The organism is Micromonospora sp. AMSO12t (genome assembly GCF_008806585.1).
Classification (GTDB): Bacteria; Actinomycetota; Actinomycetes; order Mycobacteriales; family Micromonosporaceae; genus Micromonospora; species Micromonospora reichwaldensis.
Genome location: NZ_WAAS01000216.1, coordinates 1 through 11285, shown reverse-complemented (window position 1 = coordinate 11285; position 11285 = coordinate 1). Strand labels below are relative to the sequence as shown.

10 protein-coding genes and 1 pseudogene are annotated in these 11285 nt (G+C 73.1%); 6 read left to right on the top strand and 5 right to left on the bottom strand.

Annotated elements, in window-relative coordinates; genetic code table 11:
• Nucleotides 1-86 precede the first annotated feature (86 nt).
• From F6X68_RS24775 to F6X68_RS34340, 3 genes and pseudogenes are all read left to right on the top strand, one after another.
• Nucleotides 87-425: a hypothetical protein gene (locus tag F6X68_RS24775; protein ID WP_151456536.1), complete on the top strand. Its 339-nt coding sequence runs from the start codon at nt 87-89 to the stop codon at nt 423-425.
• Between the two features lie 27 nt (nt 426-452).
• Nucleotides 453-671 (top strand): annotated as a pseudogene (locus tag F6X68_RS34880) (NADP-dependent oxidoreductase); the annotation flags it as partial.
• Between the two features lie 169 nt (nt 672-840).
• Entirely contained in the window at nt 841-1389 is a 549-nt protein-coding gene (locus tag F6X68_RS34340; protein ID WP_225852402.1) for an NADP-dependent oxidoreductase, read from the top strand.
• A 79-nt stretch (nt 1390-1468) separates the two neighbouring features.
• Here F6X68_RS34340 and F6X68_RS24765 read toward each other — a convergent pair whose 3' ends face one another.
• Nucleotides 1469-2119, bottom strand: coding sequence for a hypothetical protein (locus tag F6X68_RS24765; protein WP_151456535.1), 651 nt, complete (start codon nt 2117-2119; stop codon nt 1469-1471).
• Nucleotides 2120-2341: 222 nt separating this feature from the next.
• Between F6X68_RS24765 and F6X68_RS24760 the strand changes: the two genes are divergently transcribed.
• Nucleotides 2342-2989, top strand: coding sequence for a copper resistance CopC family protein (locus F6X68_RS24760; RefSeq protein WP_151456534.1), 648 nt, complete (start codon nt 2342-2344; stop codon nt 2987-2989).
• Between the two features lie 208 nt (nt 2990-3197).
• On the opposite strand, the gene gltX is transcribed toward F6X68_RS24760, so the two are convergent.
• The 3 genes from gltX to F6X68_RS24745 are packed head-to-tail and all read right to left on the bottom strand — an operon-like array spanning nt 3198 to nt 7261.
• Nucleotides 3198-4607, bottom strand: a complete 1410-nt coding sequence (gene gltX, locus F6X68_RS24755; protein ID WP_151456533.1) for a glutamate--tRNA ligase — start codon at nt 4605-4607, stop codon at nt 3198-3200.
• Nucleotides 4608-4655: 48 nt separating this feature from the next.
• On the bottom strand, nt 4656-5933 hold the full coding sequence (locus F6X68_RS24750; protein WP_151456532.1) for an MFS transporter: 1278 nt from the start codon (nt 5931-5933) through the stop codon (nt 4656-4658).
• Nucleotides 5930-7261: a GH1 family beta-glucosidase gene (locus tag F6X68_RS24745; RefSeq protein WP_225852401.1), complete on the bottom strand. Its 1332-nt coding sequence runs from the start codon at nt 7259-7261 to the stop codon at nt 5930-5932. Before F6X68_RS24745 ends, F6X68_RS24750 begins: the two co-directional genes overlap by 4 nt.
• A gap of 186 nt (nt 7262-7447) precedes the next feature.
• Here F6X68_RS24745 and F6X68_RS24740 point away from each other — a divergent pair, with 186 nt between their 5' ends.
• Entirely contained in the window at nt 7448-7894 is a 447-nt protein-coding gene (locus F6X68_RS24740) for an SRPBCC family protein (RefSeq protein WP_151456531.1), read from the top strand.
• A gap of 138 nt (nt 7895-8032) precedes the next feature.
• Here the strand turns inward: F6X68_RS24740 and aceE are convergent, their stop codons facing one another.
• The gene (aceE, locus tag F6X68_RS24735) at nt 8033-10777 is read right to left on the bottom strand and encodes a pyruvate dehydrogenase (acetyl-transferring), homodimeric type (RefSeq protein ID WP_151456530.1); all 2745 of its coding nucleotides are present in this window, start codon (nt 10775-10777) and stop codon (nt 8033-8035) included.
• Between the two features lie 196 nt (nt 10778-10973).
• Here aceE and F6X68_RS24730 point away from each other — a divergent pair.
• The coding region (locus tag F6X68_RS24730) for a hypothetical protein (protein WP_151456529.1) at nt 10974-11285 on the top strand (312 nt) is incomplete at its 3' end.

Genomic DNA, 11285 nt, shown 5'->3' with positions numbered 1-11285 from the left:
TCGGGTGGGGCGTCGGTGCCGGCCAGTACGGTGACAGGGCCCGTCGGAGCGACCCCGGCGGGCGGGGCGAGCGTGAGGAGACTCCGATGGCGCACGGGGAGGCCGAGCACGGCTGCGCCCAGGGCGAGCCCTGCCGGCCGGGCCACCACGAGCAGCAGGCGGCAGCAAAGCACCGCCGGCTGCCCGGAGGGCTCCCGGCCCACTCGCCGGAGCACCCGACCCGCGCGCCCGAGCGCCCCGAGGACGACGTCACGGTGCCCCGGCAGCGCGTCGCGGAACCGGCTCCGGCCGGCGAGGCCGAGTTGGCGGCGCTCCCGGGCTGCCGCAGCGACCTGCCCGGCTGGGCCGGCGCGCACCGGCACGGCCCGGTCCGCCCCCGGCAGCGCGTCACCCGCCGCGAGCGGCCGCCACGCCGCTGGTGCTGACCACGGCGGCGCCGCCCGGCGGCTAGCGTGACCGGTGTGAAGGCGATCGCGATCGACACGTACGGCCCGGCCGACCTGCTGACCGTCCGGGACCTGCCCGACCCGCCGGTCGGCCCGGACACGGTGCTCGTACGGGTGCGGGCGGCCGGGGTGAACCCGGTCGACTGGAAGGTGCGCGAGGGGCACCTGGCCGGTGCGATCCCGGGTCACTTCCCGCTCGTTCCCGGCTGGGACGCGGCCGGGGTGATCGAGGCGGTCGGGCCGGCGGTGACCGGGTTCGCCGTCGGCGACGAGGTCGTCGGCTACGTCCGACGCGACCACGTCCAGTACGGCACGTACGCCGAACTCGTCCCGGCGCCCGAGCGGACGTTGGCGGCCAAGCCGGTGCGGGCGTCCTGGGCCGAGGCGGGCGGCCTTGCCCCTGGCGGGACTCACGGCGTACCAGGCGCTCCAGTCGGCCCGCACCGGCGCCGGCGACACGGTGCTGGTGCACGGGGCGTCCGGCGGGGTGGGCCACCTGGCGGTGCAGATCGCCCGCGCGTTCGGCGCCGACCGCGTGATCGGCACGGCCGGCGCGGCCAACCACGACTTCGTCCGGTCGCTGGGCGCCGAGCCGGTCGCGTACGGCGACGGGCTGGCCGACCGGGTCCGGGCGGTCGCGCCCGACGGGGTGGACGTGGTGCTCGACCTGTTCGGCGGCGACGCGCTCGACGTGTCGGCCGAGCTGATCACCCGTCCCGCGCGGCTGATCTCGACGGCCGACCCGGAGCACGTCACCCGGCTGGGCGGCAGCTATCTGTTCGTCAAGCCGTCGACCGTGGACCTGGGCATGCTCGCCGGGCTGGTGGACGCCGGCCGGTTGACCGTCCACGTCGAACGGACGTTCCCGCTGGCCCAGGCGGCGGACGCGCAGCGCCTGGTGGAGGCGGGGCACGTCCGCGGCAAGGTGGTCCTGGAGGTCTGACCCCCGCCCGGGGCGGGGTCGTGCGGCGGGGCGCCGGGTGACGGTGGGACCGGCGGGCGCGGGCTCAGCGGGTGTGGGCTCAGCGGGTGCGGCGGCGGACCAGCAGCGCGATCCCGGCGAGCCCCGACGTGATGACCAGCACCACCGCGACGTTGAGCAGCAGCAGCCGCTGCAACTCGCCGAGCGCCTCGTCGATGTCCTTCGCCGGGTTGAGGGCGTCCTCCGGGATGACCCGCTCGCCGCCGCCGACGCCCCCGCTGACGGTGTCGAACTGCCGCTCCAGCGGCACGCCCGCCGTGCGGAGGGTCTCCGACATGCTGAGCCGGCCGAGGAACCAGCCCGCGGCGGTCTTGCGGGCGTCCGGCTGCTTGGCCGGACGGAAGACGCGCGGCCCGCCGACCGCCTTCGGGTAGAGGTCGTACGTCTGCTTCGGCACGTCACCGGCGAACACCACGACGGTGTACTTCGGACCGAGATCGGCCGCCTTCGGGCCCTTGGGCTGCCCCGTACGGCCGAGGAAGTTGACCTGGTCGATGACCGCCACCACGTGCGCGGGCTGGGCCTCCGCGCGCAGCCGCAGCGGTTCCGCCAGCCCATGCCCGGTGATCTCCACTCCGGCCGGTGGGGTCTTCGGCGCCGCCGTCGCCGTCCCGGCGAAACCGAGCGACAGGACCGCCGCCGCGAGCCCGCCTGCCAACACCGCGACCAGCCGCCGCATCGTTCGGACCATCGCCGCCTCCTCGCCCCGTTCGATGGATGGCTTGCTGCAGGTCACGCGTTGGTTGGCTGACGGGGGTGACCGAACCCGTGCAGGGTGCCACCCTCAAGACTGCGCAGAACGTCGATCGGTTGCAGCTCGTGGAACAGTAATTGGAACTATCTGTGATCCCGGCCCGACCAATGAACGGTAGCCGTGGATCAGCGGGCGGATCGTACCTTTACGGAGGGGTTCATGGGGGGCAGGTTCCCACGTGTGGCGCTCACCTGGCCAGTGGTGGTCGGCGTGGCGATCGGTGTGTCGTTGGTGTTGCCGGCCGCGCCGGCGGCCGCCCACAACTCGCTGACCGGCAGCGATCCGCGCAACGGCGCGCGGGTGGCCGAGGCGCCGTCCCGGATCGAGCTGCGTTTCCTGGCGAAGGCGGACCCGAATACGACGAAGATCACAGTGACCGGTCCGGACAACGTGGCCGCGCTCGGCGGCGCGCCGGCCTTCTCCGGCTCGCGGGTGAGCGTCCCGTTCAAGCCCGGCCGGGCGGGGCTCTACATCGTCGGCTATCAGTTGGCGTCCAGCGACGGGCACCCGGTCTCCGGCGAGGTGCGGTTCACCCTGACCACCGGCACCCCCGCCGAGTCGCCGACCGGCGCGGGCACCGCCGGCCCGAGCGCCCCGGCGTCGGCCGTACCGCCTCCGTCCGGCGCCGCGCCGACCTCGGCCGCGCCCGGTCCGACGGGCGCGGGCACGCCGGGGTCCGCGGTGCCCGCGGCGAAGGAGAGCGACGACGCGGCCGGGCGCGGCTGGCTGTGGGCGCTCGGCGGCGTGCTTCTCCTCGCCGCCCTCGCCGCCGGCCTGCTGCTGCGTCGCCGCTCCGCCCGCCGCTGACCGGCACGAGCCCGGGACGCCTCAGCGCCCGGACCCACGGGTCCGGGCGCTGGGTGGGTACGCCGCCGTCAGGTACCACCCCGAGCCGGAGCCGGCGGTCGCGGACCGACGTGGCGACGGGCCGACGTGGCGACGGCGTCGCAGGCCGCCTTCCGGCGCGGGTGGGCCGTCCCGGCAGGGCGGTCGTGGCCGTCGGAACGGGCCCGGCTCAGAACAGGCGGACCCGGGCGGCGCGCAGCCGGCTCAGGGTGCGCTCGCGGCCGAGCACCTCCAGCGACTCGAACAGCGGCAGTCCGACGGTACGGCCGGTGACCGCGACGCGGACCGGCGCCTGGGCCTTGCCGAGCTTGAGCCCGCGCTCGGCGCCGACCGCCTCCAACGTCGACTTCAGCGTCTCGGCGTCCCACGACTCCAGCGCCTCGAACGCCGCCGTGGCGGCGTCCAGCAGCTCCGCCGAGCCCTCCTTCATCGCCTTGGCCCAGGCGGCCTCGTCGATCAGGGGCGCGGCGAGGAAGAGGAAGTCGACGTTCGGCACGATCTCGCTGAGCAGCGCGATCCGGGTCTGCGCCAGCGGGGCCACGGCCGCGAAGGCGTCCGCGTCGAACTCCTCCGGCTGCCACGGCGGCGGGGCGATGGTGCCGGTGCCCGTCAGCCACGGCCGGCAGGCCTCGACGAACTCCTCGACGGGCAGCGCCCGGATGTACTCGCCGTTGAACGCGCGGAGCTTCTTCTCGTCGAAGAACGCCGGGGAGGGGTTGACCTCCTCCAGCCGGTACTCCTGCTCGATCACCGACCATTCGACGATCTCCCGGTCGCCCGACGGCGCCCAGCCGAGCAGCATCAGGTAGTTGCGCATCGCGGCGGCCAGGTAACCCTCGTCCCGGAACGCCTCCAGGGCCACCTTGTCGCGGCGCTTGGAGAGCTTCTGCCGCTTCTCGTTGACCACCACCGGCACGTGCGCCCAGATCGGCGGCTTGACCCCGAGCGCCTCCCAGAGCAGCTGCTGCTTCGGGGTGTTGGGCAGGTGCTCCTCGGCCCGGATCACGTGGGTGATGCCCATGGTCATGTCGTCGACCACGTTGGCGAGCAGGAAGACCGGCGAGCCGTCGCCCCGGGCGATGACGAAGTCCTCGATCAGCTTGTTCTCGAAGGTCGGCTCGCCACGGATCAGGTCGACCACCACGGTCTCGCCCTCGTCGGGCGTACGGAAGCGCAGGGCGCGCCCCTCGCCGGCCGGCAGGCCCCGGTCCCGGCAGAAGCCGTCGTAGCCCTGGTACTGCGAGCCGGTGCGGGCCTGCACGGCCTCGCGGGTGCAGTCGCAGTGGTAGGCGCGGCCGGACGCGTGCAGCCGCGCGGCGGCGGCCCGGTGCTCGCCGGCGTACTCCGACTGGAAGTACGGGCCCTCGTAGCCGCCACGCTCGATGCCGATCCAGTCCAGCGCGGAGAGGATGCCCTCGGTCCACTCCGGCTTGTTGCGGGCCGCGTCGGTGTCCTCGATGCGGAGCACGAACACCCCGCCCTGCTGCTTGGCGTAGATCCAGTTCTGCAGCGCCGAGCGGGCACCGCCGACGTGGAACATACCGGTCGGGGAGGGGGCGAAGCGCACACGTACCGTCACGTCTCCAGCCTACGGCGGCGCGCGACCGGATTCCGCCAGGGGTGCGGCTCAGGGCACCGAGCGGATCTTCAGCACCAGGACGCTGCCCAGCACGGTGACCGCCGCGGTGACCGCGTAGAGCACCGGGTAGCCGCCGAGGTGCACCACGAGCGGGGCGGAGAGCGCCGGGCCGAGCACCTGCGGGGCGGAGTTCGCGATGTTGATGACGCCCAGGTCCTTGGCCCGGTCGGTCGCGGCGGGCAGCACCTGGGTGATGAGCGCGGCGTCCACCGACAGGTAGACGCCGTAGCCGGCGCCGAGCAGCAGCGCGGCGGCCACGGCCACCGGCCAGACCGGCGCGACGGCCAGCAGCAGCGCGGCGACCGCGATGATCCCGCCGGCGGTGATGACGAAGACCTTCCGCTTGCCGGAGCGGTCCGACAGCCGCCCGGCCACCACGGCGGTGGCCGCCAGGCCGGCCGTGTAGAGCAGGATCAGCACCAGCAGGCCGCCCTCGGGGTCGGGGTGGCGTACCTCGTCGGTGAGGAAGTAGAGCAGGTAGAGCGTGCCGAGCGCGTTGCCGAGCTGCACCAGGAAACGGGTGATCCAGGCCCAGCCGAAGTCGGGGTGGCGGCGCGGCGAGATCCACATCGACGCGAGCAGGGCGCGCCACCGCAGCGCCGGCCGGTGCGCCCGGGGCAGCGGGTCGTCGGCGGTGAGCAGCGCGAACGGCAGGGCCAGCAGCAGCACCGCCGCGGCCATCGCCAGGTAGCCGGCGGCGGTGCCGCTCACCACGGCGGTGACCAGCACCACCCCGAGCACCAACCCCAGCGCCTGGGGGATGCCGACCCAGCCGGAGACGCCGCCCCGCTGGGCGACCGGCACCCGGTCCGGCACGGCGGCGGTCAGGCTGGCCAGCATCGCGTTGAAGCAGACCTGGGCGGCCACCCAGCCGAGCGCGACCCCGGCGACGGTGCGTTGCTGCGCCAGCAGCACCAGGGCCGCCGCGCCGAGCAGCGCGCCGCCGGCGGTCCAGACGTGCCGCCGGCCGAACTCCCGCCCGGCCAGCTGCAGGCAGGTGCGGTCCGACAGCGCCCCGGCGAGGGGGTTGGCGAGCACGGCGGCGAGCGCGCCGAGGCCGGTGACCACGGCCAGCGCCGTCTCCTTGTCGGCCGGGGCGATCTGTTCCAGCTGCTGCGGCAGCAGCACCTGGATCGGCGTGAAGAACGCCATCCAGACCCCGAGGTTGGCCGCGAAGATCAGCGCGATCCAGCCCCGCCGCACCGGCGCGGTCGGCTCGGCGAGCGCCGCCGGCAGCGACGCGGGCGTCGGGTCGACGGTGGTCACGGCCGGGCGATCAGGTCACGGAACCATGCGTACGAGGACTTGGGCGTACGGAGCTGGGTGTCGAAGTCGACGTGCACGAGGCCGAAGCGCTTGGTGAAGCCCTCCGCCCACTCCCAGTTGTCCAGCAGCGACCAGACGAAGTAGCCGGTGACGTCTACACCCTCGGCCATCGCGGCGCCTACCGCGCGCAGGTGCCCGTCGAGGTAGGCGATGCGCTCCGGGTCGTGCACCCGGCCGTCGGCGTCGGGCGCGTCGTCGTACGCGCAGCCGCTCTCGGTGACCTGGATCGGGGGCAGGTCGTCGGCGTACGTGCGGTGCAGCCAGCCGAGCAGCTCGCGCAGCCCGTCGGGGGCGACCGGCCAGTCGAAGGCGGTACGCGGGTATCCGTCCAGCGGCACGAACTCGAACGGCAGCGGCGAGTCCTCCTGCGGGGCGCGTACGCCGGTCGGGTTGTAGTAGTTGACCCCCAGCACGTCGATCGGCGCGGCGATCACGTCGAGATCGCCGGCGCGCACCACGGCGGTGTCGAAGCCCAGCTCGGCGGGGTAGCCCCGGCCGAACAGCGGGTCCGTGAAGAGGCGGTTGTGCAGCGCCTCGTACGCCGCGACGGCCGCCCGGTCGGCGTCGGTGTCCCCGGCCGGCCGCACGGGCGAGTAGTTGTTCGCGATGGCGACCGGGCTCGCGGTGCGCGCCCGCAGCGCGGCGACGGCGAGGCCGTGGGCGAGCAGCTGGTGGTGGGCCACCGGGAAGGCGTCGAAGAGCAGCGTCCGGCCGGGGGCGTGCTCGCCCGTGCCGTGGCCGAGGCTCATGTGGATGAAGGGCTCGTTGAGGGTGATCCAGAGCTTCACCCGGTCGCCGAGGCGGGCGGCGGTCGCATCGGCGTACTCGGCGAAGCGGTGGGCGGTGTCCCGGTTCAGCCAGCCGCCCGCGTCCTCGAGGGCCTGCGGCAGGTCCCAGTGGAAGAGCGTGGCGACCGGGTCGACGCCGTGGGCGAGCAGGTCGTCGACGAGCCGGTCGTAGAAGTCCAGCCCGCGCGTGTCGACCGGGCCGTCGCCGGTGGGCCGCACGCGGGGCCAGGCGATCGAGAAGCGGTACGCCGAGACGCCCAGCCCGGCGAGCAGCGCGACGTCCTCGGCGTGCCGGTGGTAGTGGTCGCAGGCCACGTCGCCGGTGCTGCCGTCGGCGATCCGGCCGGGGGTGTGGGCGAAGGTGTCCCAGATGGACGCTCCCCGCCCGTTCTCGTCGACGCCGCCCTCGATCTGGTAGGCGGAGGTGGACACTCCCCAGCGGAATCCGGCGGGGAACTCGGGCATCGCTGCGGTCGACATGCGCCCTCCCGTCGTACGTGAATCGTGTTCGGGACTCTAGGGGGCGGCCGGCCGTTGCGCCATAGGTCGTACGTCGCCGCAGCGCAAGAGTTTTCGGCGCGTCTTTTCCGAACCCGTCCGTATACGTCCGAATTTGCGCATAGAGTGCCGATATCGTGGGATGTCCTCACTGGAGGAAAGACGGAAATGATCCTCGTGGAACGCAGTGCGCACGTGATGGCGCCAGTGGAAGCGGTCTGGGACGTCGTGCAGCGGGCCGAGCAGTTGCCGGCCTGGCTGGCGGGGGTCCGTGCGGCCGAGGTGCTCTCGGGAGAGGGCTTCGGGCGCCGACAACTCGTCCAGGCCGGACGTGGCGCCGCGCATGAGGCCGAGGTGATCGCCTATCAGGCGCCGACCCTGATCGGCTGGCGCGAACGCGCCAAGGGCGCCGGTGCCCGGGCGGAGGCGCGCACCGAGATCTACGTCCAGCTCACCGTGGACGAGGAGGAGGGCGGGACGATCGTGCGGCTCATCGTCGTACGCTGGCCGGCCGGTCCGGTCAAGGCCGCCCTGCTCCGCCTCGGCCTGCGCAGGGTCGGCGCCGACCTGGAGGACTCGCTCGCCCGGCTGACCGATCTGGCCGCCGTCGGCTGAGCCGGGCACGTCCTGGCGCCACCCGCGACGGCGGTGGCCCGGTGTCCCCGCCAGGGACTCCGGACCACCGCCGGTTCGCTCGTCGGCGGACGACGAAGGGCCCGGCGCGGGAAGCGCCGGGCCCTCGTCTCGTACGTCCTAGCTGTCGCCGCCGGTCTCGCCGACCGGGGCCGCGTTCACGTCCTCGATGGCGTACTTCTTGGCCGCCTCGGCCGGCACGCTGGCCGGTACCGCGCCGCGCAGGGCGAGCTGCCGCAGCGTCGCGACCACCACCGACTCGGCGTCGACGTGGAAGTGCCGGCGCAGGGCGTGCCGGGTGTCGGACATGCCGAACCCGTCCGTGCCGAGCGAGGTGTAGTCGCCGGGCACCCAGCGGGCGATCAGGTCCGGCACCGCGCGCATCCAGTCGCTGACCGCGACCTTCGGGCCTTCGGCGTCGGCCAGCTTCTGCTGGATGTACGGCACCCGCTGCTCCGCGCCCGGGTTGAGCAGGTTGTGCTCCTCGCACTGCACCGCGTCGCGGCGCAGCTCCGTCCAGGAGGTCACCGACCAGACGTCGGCGGCCACGCCCCAGTCCTGGGCCAGCAGCTGCTGCGCCTTGATCGCCCACTGCATGCCCGTGCCCGAGGCGAGCACGTTGGCCTTCGGCGCGTCGTCGCCCACCGACGGGGCGGGGGAGTAGCGGTAGATGCCCTTGAGTAGCCCCTCCACGTCCACGCCCTCCGGCTCCGCAGGCTGGAGGATCGGCTCGTTGTAGATCGTCAGGTAGTAGAAGACGTTCTCCTGCGCCTCGCCGTACATCCGGTGCAGGCCGTTCTCCACGATGTGCGCGATCTCGAACGCGAACGCCGGGTCGTACGCGACCACCGCCGGGTTGGTGGCGGCGATCAGCAGCGAGTGGCCGTCCTCGTGCTGGAGACCCTCGCCGTTGAGCGTGGTCCGGCCGGCGGTGGCGCCGAGCAGGAAGCCCCGGGCCATCTGGTCGGCGGCGGCCCACAGCCCGTCGGCGGTGCGCTGGAACCCGAACATCGAGTAGAAGATGTACATCGGGATCATCGGCTCGTCGTGCGTGGCGTACGCCGAGCCCGCCGCCGTGAACGAGGCGACCGAGCCGGCCTCGTTGATCCCCTCGTGCAGGATCTGCCCGCCGGTGGACTCCTTGTACGACAGGAACAGCTCCCGGTCGACCGAGGTGTAGCGCTGGCCGTGCGGCGAGTAGATCTTCTGCGTCGGGAAGAGCGAGTCCATGCCGAAGGTGCGGGCCTCGTCCGGGATGATCGGCACCCAGCGCTTGCCGAACTCCTTGTCCTTCATCACGTCCTTGAGCAGGCGGACGAAGGCCATCGTGGTGGCCACCTTCTGCTTGCCCGAGCCGCGCTTGACGTCGGCGAAGCGCTCCGGGCCGGGGATGGCCAGCCGCTTCTGGCCCGAGCGCCGCGACGGCAGGTAGCCGCCGAGCTGCTGGCGCCGCTCCTTGAGGTACGCGATCTCGTCGGACTTCTCGCCCGGCGTGTAGTACGGCGGCAGGTAGGGGTTGTCCTCCAGCGCCTTGTCCGGGATGTCCAGGTAGAGCCGGTCGCGGAAGGTCTTGAGGTCCTCCAGCGTCAGCTTCTTCATCTGGTGGGTGGCGTTGCGGCCCTCGAAGTGCGAGCCCAGCGTCCAGCCCTTGATCGTCTTGGCCAGGATGACGGTCGGCTGACCGGTGTGCTCCATCGCCGCCTTGTAGGCCGCGTAGAGCTTGCGGTAGTCGTGCCCGCCCCGCTTGAGGTTCCAGATCTCGTCGTCGCTGAGGTCCTCGACCATCTTGCGGGTCCGCTGGTCGCGGCCGAAGAAGTGCTCCCGGACGTACGCCCCGGACTCCGCCTTGTAGGTCTGGTAGTCACCGTCGGGCGTGGTGTTCATCAGGTTGACCAGCGCGCCGTCGGTGTCCGCGGCGAGCAGCGGGTCCCACTCCCGGCCCCAGACCACCTTGATGACGTTCCAGCCGGCGCCCCGGAAGAACGCCTCCAGCTCCTGCATGACCTTGCCGTTGCCGCGCACCGGCCCGTCGAGCCGCTGGAGGTTGCAGTTGATCACGAAGGTGAGGTTGTCCAGCTCCTCGCGGGCGGCCACGCCGATCGCGCCGAGCGTCTCCGGCTCGTCCATCTCGCCGTCGCCCAGGTAGGCCCACACGTGCTGGTCCGAGGTGTCCTTGATGCCCCGGTGGTGCAGGTAGCGGTTGAACCGCGCCTGGTAGATCGCGTTCAGCCCGCCCAGGCCCATCGAGACCGTGGGGAACTCCCAGAAGTCCGGCATGAGCCGCGGGTGCGGGTACGACGGCAGGCCGCCGCCCGGGTGCGACAGCTCCTGGCGGAACCCGTCGAGCTGGTGCTCGGTCAGCCGCCCCTCCAGGAACGCCCGCGCGTACATGCCGGGCGAGGCGTGGCCCTGGTAGAAGATGTGGTCGCCGCCGCCCGGGTGGTTCTTGCCCCGGAAGAAGTGGTTGAAGCCCACCTCGTAGAGCGAGGCCGAGCTGGCGAAGGTGGAGATGTGCCCACCGACGCCGATCTCGGGGCGCTGCGCCCGGTGCACCAGCATGGCCGCGTTCCACCGGACGTACGCCCGGATCCGCCGTTCCACGTGCTCGTCACCCGGGAACCACGGCTCGTGCTCCGGCGGGATGGTGTTGATGTAGTCGGTGGTGGTCAGCGACGGCACCCCGACCTGGCGCTCGCGGGCCCGCTCCAGCAGGCGCAGCATGACGTAGCGGGCGCGCTTTGTCCCGCGCTCGTCGATGACACCGTCGAGCGACTCGACCCATTCGCTGGTCTCTTCAGGGTCGATGTCCGGAAGCTGGCTCGGCAGACCAGCGGTGATCACCGGGCGCTTGCGTTCCGTAGCCACAGGCGTTCCCTCGGTTCTGTGTGGGATAGGTCTCTAGCGCCATCCTGCCCCCTGGTGGCACCTGTCGTCACGCCCACCGCCCGGAGACGCGACGCGCGACACAGGTACCCGCCGGTAACTTTGCGCAACCGGCAACGCGTCCCATCCGTTACCGGCGGACGAGCGGCCCTTGCCCGGCCTCTCTACGGTGCCGGGCATGGACAGGCGGAAGGCACGCGTCGGCGCGGTCATGGTGGCGGCCGGAACGGCCGGGGTGGTCGCCGGCGGGATCGGGATGCGCGAGGGACGCGCCGCCCTCCTGGCGATCGTCCTGAGCGGGGGCCTGCTGGCGGTGTTCGGCGTGGCGGTGCTGCGCGGCGCCCGGCGTGGCCGGCGTCGCGGCGGAGCGGGCGGCCGGCACGCGGGGGTGGGTTTCACGCCGGTCGGGCCCGCCGGGGACATCGGGGCCAGCTACGACAACCGCGACTGCGGCTCCGACGCCGCTTCGGGCTCCGGCTGGTGGGGTGGC